This window comes from Hyphomicrobium sp. 2TAF46 (genome assembly GCF_052114865.1).
Classification (GTDB): Bacteria; Pseudomonadota; Alphaproteobacteria; order Rhizobiales; family Hyphomicrobiaceae; genus Hyphomicrobium_B.
This window is the reverse complement of the sequence record NZ_JBFRFO010000004.1, coordinates 357,245-373,439: the sequence shown is the minus strand read 5'-3', so window position 1 is coordinate 373,439 and position 16,195 is coordinate 357,245. Positions and strand designations below refer to the sequence as shown.

Genomic DNA, 16,195 nt, shown 5'->3' with positions numbered 1-16,195 from the left:
CTTCAGCCTGTGGGCCACGGCCAAATTCCGCTTAGCTGGTGCCCGGTCTGCCATCGTGACGGTGGACGGGAAACGCCCGGTGATACTCTCCAATGGATCGATCTCCTGTGGGCGTTTGTTTCTCCGCTGCAAGACGGTGCCCGTTGAGATCGGCGCAGCCAAAAATGCTTCGCTGGTCCTTGGCGAGCGGGTCTTCGTCAATATCGGGGCGACGATCATCGCAACCCGAAGCATTGTCATCGGCGACGACTGCCTGATTGGGGATTACGTTGCCATCTTCGATACGGACCACCATCAGCTTGAACCTTCACAGCCGATCCGAGTCGCGCCGGTTCGCCTCGGCAACAACGTCTGGATCGGCCGTTCTGCAACGATCCTCCCCGGCGTGACGATCGGAGACCATGCAGTGATCGCCGCAGGTTCGATCGTGACGGAAGATGTTCCTGCTAGAACCGTGGTAGGGGGCGTACCGGCTCGACCAATCCGTACTCTTGAAGTTCCTGATGGTTGGCGTCGCGAGTGACTGCGGCAGCGCTGTAGTCTGAACTCGTCTTAGGCGATACGGGCTTTCGCTTCCTCTCCTGGCAGCAGCGCCCAAGTACGTTCTGGCGTTCCATCGACCAGGAATTCAGCGATCTCGACGCCTTGCATCACCGAATGGTCGGTGTTCCCGATCTCATAGCGCCAAGCACCAAACCGGCCGCGTGAATAGATCCCGTGTTGGGTGAACCACGGATGGATTTTCGCCAAGGCCCGATCGCGCCCAATCGTGGGGACCGGATAAGAGTAGGGCACGCGGAGCAATTGCCGGCTGACGATCTTCCGCTCGGCTTGCTCGGGCGTCAAAAGCTGGCTGCTCACCATACCCTTGATGGTGCGGTCGACCACATCGTCCGCGTTCTCGTGCTTGAAGGGAGAGGCGGACACTTCGGCCAGCAGCGAGAAATGCGGCCCCGGCGGCGTCATCTTCGGCGAGTAATTCGAAAGGTACGTAACGCGGTAGAATGGTGAGTCCGACTCCGGGAAGTACATCCAGCACTTTGTACTGGGGCACGGGTCGGCGACACCAATTCCAACAAACATGCCTTCGGTATGATGCAGGTCCCGCGTCGCCGCGTGAATCTCTTCCGGACAACCGGCGATCTTTTTCACGAGCTCTTTTATCGGCATCGTATTGATCAAAAGATCGTAGCTGGTCGAGTGGCCGCTTGCGAACGTTACGACTTTGGCCGAGGTATCGATCGAGACCACCTCTTGGCGAAGGTTGACCGGCTTGGGCAGAGCCTCGGCCATGCGGTCATAAAGCATTCCGGTGCCGAGCAGGGGAAACTTGAATTTGTTGTTTGGCCCCCACGATACGTCATCACGGTTCTCGAGGTGGTTTTCGAGAATGCGAGCGATATCGACATTGGGCACACGGTCGCCTTGCCAGGACGCCGACATCACCTCGAGCGGATGGGCCCACACTTTGAAATTGTAAGGCATCATGAAATATTTCGCGATGCCGGCGCCAAAAACCGAATTGATCCAATTCTCGAAGTTGTCGCGGCCTAACTTGCCCTTCTGAGCTTCGATGATGCCCAAAACGCACTCAAGGAAGACTTTCGGGGGTAGCCGGTGGATATTGTTTTGAAACGGGTAGGGCACGAAGCGATCGAACATCCACACCCATGCTTCGCGCAGATGCTGATCGTAGTCGCCACGGAGCATCTTTTCGACGAGGTCGTCGAAGTAGCTGTAATGGCTGAACATGACATGTCCGCCATGGTCCCAGATAAAGCCGTGTTCATCGGTGTAGCTCGAAGCGAGCCCGCCCACATGGTCGTCGCGCTCGAACACCTCCCAGTCTTCATGACCGAGTTCTGCTAACCGATATGCTGCACCAAGTCCGGTAGGTCCCGCCCCGATGATGACGATCTTCTTCCCCACGCGGGATTCCCTCTTTAATTTTTCTCAGTGTACAGCAGTGTCGTCCGGTCAACGCCGAACTTGAGCCCTCCGCGAACTCCTTGGACGAATCCCGCGAGATAATCGACTTCGGCAGGGCGGCGTCCCAGTGCACGTTTGACAAGGATTTTGGTGCCCACGACGGTGAAATTCTTCGCCGCTAGCCATGTCGCATATGCGTCTCGGCAGCGCGCATGTTTGGAGTAGAATGCGCCATCCCCGAAGCCGTAGGCGCGAAGCAATGCTGGCCAGTCTTCCTTCTCGCGACGGCCATCGTGGCGAACGATCACCTCGGGCCGCAGAAGTATGACCGCGTTTCTCCGGAAGGCACGATATGCCAAATCGAAGTCCTGAGATGATTTGAGCGGCCCGCCGCCTCCGAGCGCCTCATCGAATACGCCGGTTCGCTCGAACAACGACCGTCGTGCCGCGAAATTGGCTCCCATGCCGAAGACCCGAAAGCCGTTTGTCCGGTCGAGTCGTTCGGGCTTCTCGATGCGCAGCAGCGGCGTCAGCGCCTCTCCGTCGCCTTCGGGATAAGCGGGGACCACCTGACCATAGATCAGTTCGCCGTCTCGCTGATCCTCAAAGGCAGACACGATCTTTTCGATCCAGTCAGCGGGCACCAGACAGTCGTCGTCAGTGAACGCGATAATTGGACCGGTCGTGCTCGCGATTGCCAGATTGTACGCCCGCGACAGTCCGGATGTGCTCATCCGCTTGTAGCGGACTCGCCCGTCGCGCTCTCCAATGCGGCGGACGATGGCCTCTGTCTCGTCGCTTGTACTTTGGTCTATGATCGTAAGATCGAAGTTCGGATATGTATTGGCCAGAATGGTTTCGATCGCGTTCCCGATCTTGTCGGGCCGATTTCGCGTGCAGATGACGGCTGAGACGAACGGCAAATGAGTGTTTTCCATTTCGCTTCTTCGATCAAAACGGCATGCGGCTCATGCACGATGCAGTGAGCCTAACACCAGTTACCCTTAAACCTCGTTAATCTCACGTCGTCCTATTTCTCGAGCAAGTCGGTTCGACGGCTTTCGGATGGGGCAAGCGAATAACGTGCCAATTTAATTGCTCCGCGTGACAGTCGATTTCTCTTTGAGCCGCGACAGATTCGACATTGTTTCGGATGCTAAAACGGGCGGGCTGTGCCGAATTGGATAAAGAAACGGCGACGGGTCGGAGATACAATATAGACGTCGGCGGAGATCCTTTATTATTATTTTGATCGGCGGATATTGAGGGCATTGCCACCTTCGTGCATCGCTCAATTGACATAGGGTGCCAAGGCCAAGATGTAGGCCGCTTGATAACCGGTGCTCGGCTCAGTGACTGCCCAGGAATTTGCACGCCAAGGGTCGTTAAACTGAAGGTAGGATTTCGCGGACGGTTGACCCAGCGGCGGCGAGAAGCCATGGCGGCACAGAGAAAAAGCACCCGACATGTAACATTTGAAGTTGGGTGTTCCTTGAGCAGCAAAGCAACACGGGTCGAGGGAATAAAACGGGTTCGGCCCCCCGACGAGATAGCCCGGCGCTGGGCCAGGATTTGCTTCGCTTACTTTCGACCAACGACGGGAATTGTATGCGAACCAGGAGTGGTACATCGTGATCGCTGAATTCTCGGCGCCTGCGACTTTCATATTCGTCAGGTAAACGAGGCCGAGCGGGTTCACGCCGTGAATGTAGTTCAGATATCCAAGCGCAGCGGCTTTTGCCAAAGCCGCTAAATTCGGGTCGGGAGCGTAAGACGCAAGAAGCTCATACAATCGCGCCTGCGCCGCTTTCGAGAAGTTACTACCCCAAGTAAAATCCTTTATCGGCGCCCGGTATGGGTCCTTCTTGCCAATAACCATTGGCAATTGGTCGCCGTTTTGAGACATCCGAGCAACGAGTTTCGCTATGATCGCCGACTTGACGCCGTCGCTCGCACCAGGAAGCCGTGCGTAATAGAGCAATGCTTCCTCGCCGACGGCATCCCACTGAGATGGGCCCCAGTCAGGTACGATCGACGCGAAATTCGCCTCGACGAATTTCGTGTATTCCGCATCGTTCGTAATCTCGAAGAGATAGACCGCGGCTTCGAAGCGCGCGGCTAAACGGTGGGCGTCGTCCATTTCCTGTTGACCCGCTGCAAGTCCCTTTGAACCGGGCTGCTTCCCATCGTCATTGTTGTAGTAGAGCACATTGGGATTCTCAGAAGCCCAAGTCCACGCCGCTTTCGCTCGTTTGGCGAGGTCCGCCGCGTATGCTTTCAGCTCTGGTTCGGGGCGAGCCGAAAACACTTTAGACGCATAGGCAAATACGGCTGCCCCCATCAGCGTGGCGCCCGTGGTCGGAGGACCATAAAAGCTTGGCCCCTTAGCTGCCGAGGGCGGACTTCCGTCGGCCAGTGATTGGACGCAAAGCAGTGAGCCGTCCGCATTTTGCATGCGTTCGAGCCAATCCAAGCCCCATTTAGTCTCGTCGAGAATGTCCGGAATTCCGTTGCCCGATTCCGGAATTCCAAAGTCGTCTCCAAACGCGCCCGGGTGCTGGTCGTAGGCGCGCAGCAAAGAGATGATGTTGCGCGCTGCCCAGCTCGTATACTTGTTGTAGTCGCCGGCGTCGTACCAACCGCCTCGCAAATCTTTCGCTTGAGACGGGTCGTCTTTCGCGAGCCACGAGCGCGTGAAAGGATCTTGTCCCGGGCCGAGATGGCTTGCCCGGTCGGCCCATGATTTGCCGGCGGTCTTCTCCGTCTTCTCGAAGCCGGCGCGCTGGTAGAAGAACATTCTCACCGAGTGCTTGAGAACCCGGCGATAAACGTGATCGTCGATTTCGAATTCTACCGATCGCTTGTTACGCTCGGTATCGACGATCGCATATGTTCCAGGCGTTTCCACGTCCGAGAAGTCAAACCACCAAACCTGGTCGCCTGAAACGGGATCCGTCGCGCCGTTGTTCCACTGTGTTGGCGCCCCCGTTTTTACGATTTTTCCAGTGCTACGTTCGACCACCTGATATTCGCGGCCCGGCTTGAAAGAAGCGTCGTTGTCGTAGCCCGATTGAGGGTTTCGAATAATGGCAACCTTGGCGCTTCGCGTCGGGTAGCCGAATTGGTCGACGACGATAACTGGGATCGGCCCATTGACGCCGACCTTCAATCCATCGCTCCAGGATGTGTCAGTGCTTGGCTTGTCGGCCGAAGCGGCAGTTGAAACCTGCGTCTCCTGTTGCTGCTCCCCCTGAGCGGCTCTAGCGACGACAGTAAGCGAGGCGCCCCAGATTGCTGTACAACTAATCGCGATGCAGAACGTGGATCCACACAGCGCCAACTTTCGCATCGACCACATACCTGCGTCCATCACCTTGGTTTGTTCGTACGCGTGGCGACCTGCGATTTAGTTAAGCACCAATTTTGGGCCGCAAAGATTACTAACGACGGATGCGATTAGCCGGCGCCTCAACTGAATTCGTCCTTAACTCCAGGACGTCTTCGGCGCCCGAAAACCCGTCCAACGAGAAAGCGTCGCAAGGACTCGGAGAGAAAGCGACGCAGCCAAACGCGCTGTCAAAACGCTCCGCGAAAAAGCACGAAAATCGTCCGGATCATGATCTCGACGTCGAGCCATATCGACCAATTGTCGATGTAGTAAAGATCGTGTTCCACGCGTTTGCGGATATCCAAGGTCGTCTTGGTTTCTCCGCGAAAGCCGTGCACCTGCGCCCATCCCGTCAAGCCCGGACGAACGCGGCGGCGAAGCGAAAATAGATCGAGCTGCTGATCGAATAACTGATCGTGAGCTAAGGCATGCGGACGGGGGCCGACGATCGACATGTCACCAAACAAAACATTGATAAGCTGAGGAAGCTCGTCGAGGCTCGTACGACGCAGAAACCATCCGATACGCGTAACTCTGGGATCATTGCGTTCGGCCTGCTTGATGTGCTGCCCGTCTTCGGTGACGAACATCGTTCGGAATTTGAAAATCCGGAAAATGCGGTTGTTCTGACCGTATCGGCGCTGGCGGAAAAACACCGGCCCCGGGCTGTCGAGTTTGATGGCGATCGCAATAAGAATGAGGAGCGGAGACAAAAGGAAAAGGCCGATTCCAGCCAAGATGTAGTCGAGCGCCGCTTTGAGAACGCGATTGCTTTCCGACAGCGGTACCAAATTGACGATGTCGGCCCGAAGCGTCCCAATATGCCGAGCGCCTCGAACACTGTGCGGTTCGCGCTCAAGCTTCGTGCAGAGGAGGAGTTCCGTGGAATATGACGCCAAATCGTTCACAGCGGCTTTGATGCGCCCAATCTGTTCCGCCGGAAAACCGATTATAATTGTGTCGTACCTTCGCCGTTCGATCGCGAACTTGAGGTCGTCGAGCCCGCCATCAGAAAGAAGATCCTCGCGACGAGCGTCCGTCGGCGCCAGATAAATCCCTTCGATCGCGGCCGATGGACCTGCAATTTCGGCGTTGGCTTTCATGGCGGCAACGAAGTCGGGATCGCCGAACATTGCAATCCGCTGTCGAATTTTACCCTGCGCCATCTTCCGGCGCACATAATGCATTCCCACGATCCGTACAGTGATCAGGAGCAACGCACTTATGCCGAGCCACGTGAGGAGCCACCCTCTCGAATACCAATCAGCAAATTTGAGAATGAATAAAATTCCGAGAAGAAGAAGGAACGATGTGACAAGCACGCCAAAGATCTTGCCGTATGGCACGACCGGTTGACCGACAGAACTCGAATCGTAGAGGTCGGCGCGCTTCAGAAAAAGATAAAGCGTGGCCGCCAATAGGGGAGCAGGCACCAAATATGGCCACCACGGCTGCATTCGGCCGATGAAAAGATCGAGGTAGAGAAATTTGGCAGCGCCTGCTGCCAAAATGACGGACAAAGCTTCAAAAATTGCGAGCACGGAAACGCACGTATCGAGCTTCGAAAATTTGGAAGCCCAGGCAACCGGGAGACGGAAAAGTTGCCGACGACGAAGGGCGTCAAACTCAACGCGGGCACTAGTATTAGCCATATACGCCGCCACACAACTTAACTCAGATCATCGTCGGAAGAGCCGTAAGGAGGCTTGATGCACCCTCTTGAAAATTGATACTCGATCAATTGTTGGGAAATGCTGTTATTTTTAGGGACGATATTTAGCCATTGTTAGGCATTTCGCAAGCATTAGTCTGTAGTATGATTAAAGCACTATGACAATTAGTCTCCCTGGTAGATACCAAACCGAATAGCCCGTCGTTTTTCTTTCGACGTCTCTCCGTAAAGGAAGGCACCGATTTATCGGTCCCCTCGTGCCGCGACTTAGGCTGCGGCGCAAATTGAACAATGTCTCGTATTCACTCTGAGATTGCAGGCCGTGGGGTTGAAAAACCTACAAGCCGCCCTTCGCCGCCATTTATGAATTCAAGCTCTGAAACGGCAAAAGCGAGATTCTAACTCGTTGCTTGCCTTGGCGATTTGGAGGAAGAGCCTGGAAGAAGTTGCAGCTAAAGGCTAATCACGCGCAACATTGCTTACTGGAAAAAGCGGGGCGAATTACGCATTGCCTACGCGGCCGGTGGCTTGAGGATGTCGTTACATCATTGCAGGATATCGTCGCATGCGTGTGGGATCGATTGTGTGAGGGCATGAACGACAACCTTTTTTATTTGCCCGGGGACAGAGGGTCGGTGCCAAAGGAGAGCCGTAAATTTAAAGCCAGCATTTCGCTCGATTTGTTCATCACCAGCTGCTTCCCGGCGCGGAACAGAATTGCGGCGCATGCTGCCGATCGAGGCGCCGCCGGCACGCAGCTCGTTCATGTAGCCAATTTCGCGGCGGTTCCGCGCCAAGAGCTTGTGGCGCACTCCCGGACGTCGTGTGGACTAATGCCGTGAGATACTTCGCAGAGTTGCTCGATCCCAGAATTGCAATCTCCGAAGCGCCACTGACGGGTGAAGCACCGGACTTGCTGGCCGACGAAGCACTCATCGTCGCCCATGCCGTTCCGCGCCGCCGTTTGGAATTTGCAAAGGGTCGGGATTGCGCGCGGAAAGCCATGGCGTCGCTCGGCCACGCGAACGCGTCTTTGCCCCGAGGACCGGATCGAATGCCGGTTTGGCCGGACGATCTTGTCGGCAGCATCACGCATACGGGCACGTGGACGGCTGCGGCCGCGGCGCGACGCGACCAGGGCTTCCTCGCGATCGGCATCGATCTCGAGCCAGCAGACGAACTCGCATTCGATCTTTGGGATTGGGTTTGCACGCCGGCGGAACGGGAGTCGCTGGCTGTCGTTTGCGGTGTGACGCCTGGCGTCGCAGCTCACCTCATCTTCTGCATGAAGGAGGCGGCCTTCAAGTGCCAGTATCCAATCAGTGGGGCGATGCTGGAGTTCGCCGACCTCGCAGTCGACGTCGACGCTGAAGCCAGCACATTTACGGCGACCTATCAAAGGGCCGTACCCCAGTTCGAGATCCATGATAGGCTTCTCGGACGTTTCGCCATCAGAGACGGTTATATCGCGAGCGCGGTCGTCGTGACGACGGGGCGCGCGCCATGAGGCTGTGCATCATCCAGCTGGGGGTCATTCTCGCGGCTTTGATCATCCTCGGTATCAACGGAGGCTCGGCCATGAGTGAGGAAGCGCGCAGATCCTCCAGCACGTCGACATGGGCCCAGAGGGATAAAGTCGGCGCCTTCTACTCCGGCCACAGCCTCAGCGAAGGTATTCCGGAGGTTGTCGAGCAGATCGCGCGGTCTCTCGGAAACCGGCTGGATTTCGAGACGCAAGTCCTCGGTTATTCCCTCTTGCGTCAGCGGACGAAAGGAGAGGACCCTTCCTCATCCGAATGGCCAGGGTATCGTGCCGGTCATAATCGCCAGGGCACCGGCTTGGACGTCGCCGAAGAGTTGCGGCTGCCCCGTCGCTTGCCGGCGGGCGACAAGTACGACGTGCTGGTCGTCACGGAACGTCATGATCTTCCTGGCATCGCACGCAAGGAGCATACGGCTTTCTATCTGACAGACATCGCCAAAAAGCTCTTGGCCGGCAATCCCGACGGCGAGGCTCTGCTCTATCACACCTGGCTCAACATCGACCCTGATGCGCCATGGCCTTGGATCGACTACGAGCGGGCGGTTGCGCCGATGTGGGAATGCATCGCCAGCCGGGCAAATCTCGACTTGCCCGCGCGTGGCGATGTTCCGCGCGTCCGTGTGCTGCCGGGCGGTAGCGCGCTGGCGGAATTGGCCGCCGCTCTTTGGGATGGCAAGGTTCCGGGCGTCGCAGCGAATACGCCCGGTGCGCGCGTGCGCCTTCTCTTCTCCGACACCGTGCATATGAGCGACATCGGACGCTACTATATCGCGCTGGTCCACTATGCGGTTCTCTTTGGCCGCAGTCCCGAGGGCGCCGCGATACCCGCATTTATCCCGTCGCAGATGGGCGAGTACATGCAAAAGCTGACTTGGCAATATGCGCGGTCGTACGGAGAGCGCGCCAATGCAGCTGCGCAACGCGACATGGCCGCTTGCCGGGCTCTGATGCAGGAGAAAGTCTGCCCATGCTATGCGGCCTTCCGGAATGGCTCGGGCACGCCAATTCTGAGGACGCTGAAGCGCCAGTTAGACACCTATTCTTGCAGACGCGAATACGCCGACGCACAGGATCCGGAAAACCCCTTCGCTGCGCGCAAGGATTAGTCTGCGCCGTCGAGCGCAGACCGCCGTTGTCACGCCGGCTCGCTCAACTCGTGCGCGTCGGATAGCTCGGCTTTGCTGCCGAATTGGAAAACTGCAGCTGGTCTGGATTGATCACCAGGCGGAACGCACGCCTTTTCCAGAGCGGTGTTGAGGTGCCCCATCAGCACTTGCGAATTGGCTCCGAGCATCAGGGTGTCGTGATTGCCGGGGATGACTACGGTTTCAACGCCGCCGGTTATCACCTTGTCCCAACCATAGCAGAGTCCTCCGCTTCTGAAGACGTAGCTCGCGCTTGCCGCCCGGAACAGCATCGCTCGGCCAGACCACGGCTGCGGGTGATATCTCGAAGCCGCGTGTCCAAAATTATCCGTAAGATGACGGTTTCGCAGGTGCAGAGAAACAATCTTATTCTGCCGGAGACAACATGAGATCTGCCGGCGCTCATGTGCTTCGCGGAGCCAATGGAGTCTGACTGAAACGATATCGCTGAGGTAGCCGAGCCCTTCATTCCGCAGGCGTGAAACCTTACGGCCGAAGTCTACGGTTTGGATGGGCATTTGTGGGTGGTAGGTATCGAAGAAGACGACGAGGGGTACGTCCTCGCCGAGTTCGGTCAGCTGCCGCGCCATTTCAAACGCGACCACACCTCCGCCGGAATAGCCCGCCAGCAGATAGGGACCGTGGGGTTGCAGAGCGCGGATGTCATCAAGATAGGCCTTCGCCATCTCCTCTATGGACTCGTGCGGCCGGCTGGAACCATCGATGCCGCGAGCCTGAAGACCGAAGAAGGGTTGTTCTTTATGTAGTGCCCGGGAAATATCTCGGAAGTTGAGAACGTTGCCGCCGGCGCCATGTACGCAGAACAGGGCCGGGCGATTTCCGCCCTTGGCGATGTTGACCAGATATTGAAAGCGCTTCGGCGAGGTTGGTGTTTTCGCGCTGACCTCGCTAGCCGCTTCCGGCAGATTGCTGCTTGCCGCAGAATCCTGAGATGGCTTTTCGTCTCCGGCGGCCTGCGATTGGTCTTCTTTTTCGTCCGCCTTGAATGGACCGCGCAGCAACTCCGCCGTAGATGCGATTGTCGGAGCCTGAAACAGAACGGAGAGCGGCAGCTCGACCGCGAAATGCTTGCAAATCCGATTGAGCAGACGGACCGCGATCAGAGATTGACCCCCGAGGTCGAAGAAGTCGTCCGCGATCGATATACGTTGTACGCCTAGCATCTCCCTCCACATCGCTGCCAGCTCCCGCTCGACGGTGTCGCGGGGCGCGACGATATCGGCGTCGTTGCCGGTGGCGTCCGGCGCAGGCTGGGCCGTGGTCGCATTCGCGCCAGATACTCGATGAGCGCCGGTATCCAAACGGGAAAGCCAAAGCTCGACGTCAAGTGTTGAGGCAATGACTTGCGGAGAAACGTCATTGGCGAGAATGCGGTCGAGCGCTTCCAGTCCCTCTGACGGCGTCATGCCCTCGCGCAGGTAGCCTTCCGTGGCGCTCTCGGTAGCCCGTGGCTTGATCGAAGCGGCGGCATTCGAGACCGCAGCGCCCGTCTGAGCGAACGCTTGTGAGCGTCGCATGATGTAGCGCTCTACTGATACGAGCACGTTGCCGTTCCCATCGAGCAAGGTGACGTCAAAAATCGCACTCTTGCCGTCAGAGGAGCGCAGTCTCACGTGGCTATAGAGTTTTGGCGTGAGGTGCTGGCGCACGAGAACACGGCCATATGAAAACGGGACGTAGAATTCCTCGAGGCCATTGAAGCCAGGGATGAGCATCTGCGCTGCCCCCGTGGCCATGTCGAGCATCCCGGGGTGCAAGCCACACTCTGCAAGATCAGATTTGTAGGCATCCGGCAATGCGATGTGGATCAGCGCCTCGCCGTCTCCCAATTGGATCGACTCGATATTGGCCCAACGGGGACCAAAATCCATGAAATGCTGCACAAGTCGACCGTTCGGAGCCTCGACGGAACGGGAACAACGCTCGCGGATGGCCGTCACGGATTCCTGCGGCGCCGCCGTCTCATCGACGTATCCGACGTGACCCGTCGCAAAAGGTTGCTCCTTTGAATCGCCAAACGCCGTGAAGGTGTGATCGCCATTACGACCGAGCGTGATATTCAACGTGCGCGCTTCGTCGACGCCAAGAGAGAACGGCTGCAGGAAAGTAAGATCCCGGATCTCGATCGGTCTGTCTTCGGGGCGATGGGCTAACGCCGCACGTGCAAGCTCCAGGTAGCCCGTGCCCGGCATCACCGCTTGGCCGCCCTTGACGACATGATCCCCGAGCAGCCAGTGCGTCTTCCGGCTCAGCACTGAGCGGAAACGTGACTGTTCCGCGTCGTCGCTCACGCAATCGCCGAGCGGCGGACCCGTATTGGCGACAGCGCGAACGCTATTCTGCTGCGGCTCGCGAACCAGCGTCGCAAGCATGCCGACTTTCCATGCGTTCCAGTCGATGCTGATGGTGCGCGTGCGGCAACCACGAGCCGAGCGGGCTTTTGCGAGTGCGTCGAGGAATGCGTTCGCAGCGGTGTAGTCCACCTGTCCCGGTAGTCCGAGAACCGAGCTGACCGACGAGAACAGCACCAGGAAATCTAATTCGCTCTCACCGAACAGCGATTGCAACACCAAGGCGCCCTTCGCCTTGACGTCGATAACCGCTGAGCGAGCCACAGGCTGCCTGAGCGCGATCAACTGATCCTGCAGCACGCCGGCACTGTGGAAGACGCCATTGATCCGGCCGAAGCGCGCTCGCGCCTCTGATATGACACCGGCCATGGCCTTCCGATCCGTGACGTCCGCCGTGGCGAGCATCACCTCGGCGCCCATGGCCCGCAGGTTCCTCACGCCTCTGATCCTGCGCGAGGTATCGTCATCCTCGCTGTGCTCTTTCAGCCAGGAATCCCAGGACATTTCATCAGGAAGCGCGGAGCGGCCGACGCATACGAGGCGAGCCTTTCCATGCCGCGCCAGATGCTCCATGACTTCTAAGCCAATGCCACCAAGTCCGCCCGTGATGAGGTATACGCCGCGCTCACGCAGCCAAGTACGTGCAGTCGAAGCCGGTTCAAGCGGCAGTTGCTCGAAACGCTGCACCCACCGTCCGCTCTTGCGCAGGATGACAAGGGGATTGCGATTGTCACCTTGAACCTCGGCCAGAAGGCGATCCGCGAGTTGGGCTTCGGCGTCTGAGCCGGCAGGAGGAACGATCACATCCACGACAGAGCATGAGGCCTCGGGCGTTTCGCGTGGCAAGACGCGGCAGACGCCAGCCAAGGTCGCCTTTTCAGGATGAACCTCACGCTCTCCTTCGAGCGCTTCGATCGCCGTACCGATTGCCGTCAGCCGGAAGCCGTCCGTACCGAAGGCAAACGTCTGCGATAAATAAAACAGGCTATCGTAGTAGCGCGCGAGGTCCCGATCCCAGGCGGCAAGATCGGCGTCGGGCGCCGAACGCAAGAGCCGCCACGGACGCTGCGCCAAAGCCCACATGTGCACGACATGGACCGGAGTCACGTTTGCCTGGCGCAATGCTACCTTTAGGCTCGCGTAGTCTTCAGCATTCGACGGGTCGATGCCAAAGGCCAGTCCATCGCGCGCGCTGAAGCGAGTTGCCGCCTCTACGGTCGCCACCGTCGCTCCCGACTGACGAAGACGGGCCACGAGTACGTTGGCCAACGATGAGCCATCCGTAAATATCAGCCATGGCTTCGCGAGCTCTTCGGTCGAAATCGGATTGGGTTGAACCGAACGATGGAAGGATGGCGCAGAGAACCACGTTGTCAGATCGCTCCTGCGTTTCAACGTCGGCTGAGCCGAGGGAGCCTGGCCCTTTTCGATCCAATGCCGCTGGCGTTCGAAAGGATATGTGGGCAGCGGCACCCGGCGTTGAGAACCGCTCGTCAACCGGCTGAGATCTATGTCGCCGCCCGCGGCCCAGACTTTGCCAACGGCTTCCAAGAGGAAGGCGACATCGGATACGCTCTCTTGGGGATGCCGCAACGTATTGGCGACAATAGCGGCCTTTACCGGCTGCTGCCGGCAGAGGCTGGAAAGGGTGCGTCCCGGACCGACTTCAAGCAGCGCACGGCCACGGGATTGCAACAAAGTCGCCGCGCCTTCATCGAAGCGCACGGTATTGCGCAGGTGACGAACCCAGTAGGTCGGGTCGGTTGCCTCCGCATCGGTGATCCAGGTTCCGGTGAAGTTGGAAACAAACGGGATCCGTGGCTTCTGGAATGGAATCTTCCGGCAGTAGCGTTCGAACTCCGGCAATATGGGTTCAAGCATCGCCGAGTGCGCAGCCACATCGATATGAACGCGCGTGGACTCGACCTCAGCCGCGGCTAGCTTCTGCTCGAGCTGCGCGATCGCCCGAACCGGACCCGATGCGACGCAAAGTGTTGGACCGTTGACTGCAGCGATCGAGAGTTCGTCGCAGAGGAATGCACGCGCTTCCGCCTCGGGAAGCGGAATGGACAGCATCGCACCACGGGGGAGCTTTTCGAACAGCCTGCCACGCATGGCGACCAGAGAAATCGCATCTCGCATTGAAAGAACACCGGCGACGCATGCCGCGGCATACTCGCCGGCGCTGTGGCCGATCATGGCCGCAGGCGTCACGCCCCACGATGCCAGGAGTTTGACCAGTGCGTATTCGGTCGCGAAGAGAGCAGGCAACGCCAGTGATGGTGCAGCAAGCCGAAGGTTCGAAATCTCAGCCGAGCTCGGCGGCGCGAACATCAGCGAGCGCAAATCGACACCAAGTTCTGGCTGAACGACGGCAAGGCATTCGTCGATGGCATTGCGATATTCAGGAAACTTTGCGTAAAGCTCCGCCCCCATCCCACAATACTGCGCGCCGCCACCGGGGAAAAGAAATACCGTGGAATGAGGCTCGCGCGCGGCCTTGCCCGTGAACACTTTGCGCGCATCGTTCTCATCGAGCAGTGCAGCGGCCGAAGCCGTGCTGTCCGCGACGATCGCCCGGCGATGCTCGAACGTCTCTCGTCCATTGATCAGCGTGAAGGCGACGTCATCCAGCCGCTGGTGGTGATCCGCACGCAGATGATCGGCGAGTTTTTTGGAAGCCGCATCGAGGGCCTTGTTGCTGCGCGCCGAAAGCACGAGCAACTGCGGTTCGGTTTCAGCGCCAACGTGTGATCTTCGCGGCGGTGCCTCCTCGAGCACGAGGTGAGCGTTGGTACCTCCAGCACCTAAGCTCGTGATGCCGGCGATGCGCCGCTTGCCCGGCCGCGCATTCCATGGCTGAAGGCTGGCATTGACGAAGAACGGCGTATTCGACAGATCGGCCTGCGGATTTGGCCGCTGGTAGTGAAGAGACGCCGGAAGTTCACGGTGCTCGAGCGCTGAGATCACCTTGATGAGGGCGCAAATGCCGGCGGCCTCTCCCGCGTGCCCGATATTGGATTTGAGCGAGCCAATAGGACACGACTGCTTAGGCACCTCGGAGCCGAACGCCTCGACAAGCGCAGCAATCTCGATTGGATCACCTATCAGCGTGCCGGTCCCGTGGGCCTCGATGTAAGAAACATCGCTGGGCTCGATATCGGCCAGAGCGAGTGCTTCGGAGATCACCCGCGTTTGCCCGCTGACGCTGGGTGCAAGGTAACCCACCTTGTCGGATCCGTCGTTGTTGACGGCAGACGCCCGTATCACGGCGCGGATGCAATCTCCGTCGCGGACGGCGTCCGAAAGTCGCTTCAGCAGAACGCAACCCGTCGCCGAAGCCATGACGGTTCCACTGGCATCGGCGTCGAAGGGACGGCAATGGCCGTCAGGCGAGAGAATCTCCCCCGGTCTATAGAGATAGCCGGTTTGCTCCGGATAAATCGTTGAAGCGCCCGCCAGCGCGACATCGCATTCACCGTTGAGCAGACTCTGACAGGCGACGTGCACAGCGACCAGGGACGACGAACAAGCCGTCTGCACGTTCATGCTTGGGCCGCTGAGGTTCAATTCATACGAAACGCGCGTGGCGAGGAAATTCGAGTCGTTGCCCGTATGGCGCAAAAGCCATGCTCCGACAGTTTCCAGCACCTCTTGGTTGGTGACGAGATTGTAAGTGAAATATTCGGTGGCACCGGAGGCGGCAAAGACTCCGACTCGTCCGTCAATTTTTTCGCCGACGTATCCTGCGTCCTCGAAAGCTTCCCAAGAACATTCCAAAAAGAAGCGGTGCTGAGGGTCAAAGACCGCGGCGTCGCGCGGCGACAATCCGAAAAACGCAGCGTCGAATTGGTCTATCCCGTCTAAATAGCCGCAAGCTTTGACATATGCCGGATCGCGAACGGTTTCGAGTGAAACGCCGGAGGCAAGCAATTCTTCTTCGCTGAATACGCGAATGGACTCGCGACCTTCTCGGAGATTTTTCCAGAACGCAGCAACATTGGATGCGCCGGGAAACCTGCCCGACATGCCAATGACTGCGATCGCATGATCTTCGTTCTCGGTCGGATCCCCCTGAGCCATGCTACCTCCGTTTACCCCGTACCAATTTCCCGATAGCAAATCCCCAATCGATGTGTTGGACGA

At 58.2% G+C, this 16,195-nt stretch carries 8 protein-coding genes and 1 pseudogene; 3 read left to right on the top strand and 6 right to left on the bottom strand.

The window, feature by feature from the left end:
• Nucleotides 1-319: 319 nt before the first annotated feature.
• Nucleotides 320-487 (top strand): annotated as a pseudogene (locus AB4Z24_RS11115) (DapH/DapD/GlmU-related protein); the annotation flags it as partial.
• A gap of 65 nt (nt 488-552) precedes the next feature.
• Here AB4Z24_RS11115 and AB4Z24_RS11110 read toward each other — a convergent pair.
• From AB4Z24_RS11110 to AB4Z24_RS11090, 5 genes are all read right to left on the bottom strand, one after another.
• On the bottom strand, nt 553-1,929 hold the full coding sequence (locus tag AB4Z24_RS11110) for a protoporphyrinogen/coproporphyrinogen oxidase (RefSeq protein ID WP_441708239.1): 1,377 nt from the start codon (nt 1,927-1,929) through the stop codon (nt 553-555).
• Between the two features lie 14 nt (nt 1,930-1,943).
• A complete protein-coding gene (locus tag AB4Z24_RS11105) occupies nt 1,944-2,867 on the bottom strand; it encodes a glycosyltransferase family 2 protein (protein ID WP_441708238.1) in 924 nt (307 codons plus the stop codon).
• Nucleotides 2,868-3,220: 353 nt separating this feature from the next.
• Complete coding sequence (locus AB4Z24_RS11100; protein WP_441708237.1) at nt 3,221-5,098, bottom strand: glycoside hydrolase family 9 protein; 1,878 nt, start codon at nt 5,096-5,098, stop codon at nt 3,221-3,223.
• A gap of 407 nt (nt 5,099-5,505) precedes the next feature.
• The gene (locus tag AB4Z24_RS11095; RefSeq protein ID WP_441708236.1) at nt 5,506-6,969 is read right to left on the bottom strand and encodes an exopolysaccharide biosynthesis polyprenyl glycosylphosphotransferase; all 1,464 of its coding nucleotides are present in this window, start codon (nt 6,967-6,969) and stop codon (nt 5,506-5,508) included.
• A 565-nt stretch (nt 6,970-7,534) separates the two neighbouring features.
• Nucleotides 7,535-7,756 (bottom strand): hypothetical protein, encoded by a 222-nt coding sequence (locus AB4Z24_RS11090; protein ID WP_441708235.1) that lies wholly within the window; start codon nt 7,754-7,756, stop codon nt 7,535-7,537.
• Nucleotides 7,757-7,827: 71 nt separating this feature from the next.
• Between AB4Z24_RS11090 and AB4Z24_RS11085 the strand changes: the two genes are divergently transcribed.
• Nucleotides 7,828-8,496, top strand: a complete 669-nt coding sequence (locus AB4Z24_RS11085) for a 4'-phosphopantetheinyl transferase family protein (protein WP_441708234.1) — start codon at nt 7,828-7,830, stop codon at nt 8,494-8,496.
• Nucleotides 8,493-9,638: a hypothetical protein gene (locus AB4Z24_RS11080; RefSeq protein ID WP_441708233.1), complete on the top strand. Its 1,146-nt coding sequence runs from the start codon at nt 8,493-8,495 to the stop codon at nt 9,636-9,638. Before AB4Z24_RS11085 ends, AB4Z24_RS11080 begins: the two co-directional genes overlap by 4 nt.
• A 29-nt stretch (nt 9,639-9,667) precedes the next feature.
• Here AB4Z24_RS11080 and AB4Z24_RS11075 read toward each other — a convergent pair whose 3' ends face one another.
• Nucleotides 9,668-16,132 (bottom strand): type I polyketide synthase, encoded by a 6,465-nt coding sequence (locus AB4Z24_RS11075; RefSeq protein WP_441708232.1) that lies wholly within the window; start codon nt 16,130-16,132, stop codon nt 9,668-9,670.
• Nucleotides 16,133-16,195 lie beyond the last annotated feature (63 nt).